This window comes from Kitasatospora nipponensis (assembly GCF_039528135.1).
GTDB lineage: Bacteria > Actinomycetota > Actinomycetes > Streptomycetales > Streptomycetaceae > Kitasatospora > Kitasatospora nipponensis.
On the sequence record NZ_BAAALF010000923.1, the window covers coordinates 1 to 589 of the forward strand.

Annotated in this window: 1 protein-coding gene; it reads right to left on the reverse strand. The window is 63.7% G+C overall.

Annotation, left to right across the window (positions count from 1 at the left end; translation table 11 throughout):
* Positions 1-451, reverse strand: a 451-nt coding sequence (locus tag ABD323_RS44085) for a PEP/pyruvate-binding domain-containing protein (protein ID WP_344447623.1), incomplete at its 3' end; no start/stop codon positions are given.
* Positions 452-589: the final 138 nt, after the last annotated feature.

The window sequence follows — 589 nt, forward strand, 5'->3', positions numbered from 1 at the left end:
CGAGGCCGCCGAGCACGGTCTCGGAGTACATACAGTGAAAGCGGAACAACACATCCGCCATGAACCGAGTGTCGCCAGTCGCGTCGGCCAAGGCTATTGCAGCCGAGCGCCCCAGGCCGACGTTGAGAATGGTATCCATCATCCCTGGCATGGAGATCGGCGCGCCGGATCGTACCGACAGCAACAGCGGCTCGGGGCCGGTGCCGAAGGTCTTGCCGGTCCGCCGCTCCAGCTGCGCAAGCCGTTCGAGTACCTCCTCGGCAAGACTCGCGGGAAGGCCGCCCTCATTCAGATAATGGCGGCAGGCGTGAGTGGACACCACGCACCCCGGCGGCACACGCAGTCCGTTGCGGGTCATCTCGACCAGACCGAAACCCTTGCCACCCAGCATGTCGCGGTCGTACTCGCCCGGGTCGTCGAATGCGATCGTGTAAGTACCGTCCTGCTGCACTCGCCTCACTCCTTACGTGCGCGGCCGAGTGTGCGCAACAGATCTTCGTGGAACTCGAACCAGATGTTGTGCAACGAGTCCAACGTCGGAGACGACACATAGTCGATCTCGCCGCCCTCGACGAGGCACATGGCTCGG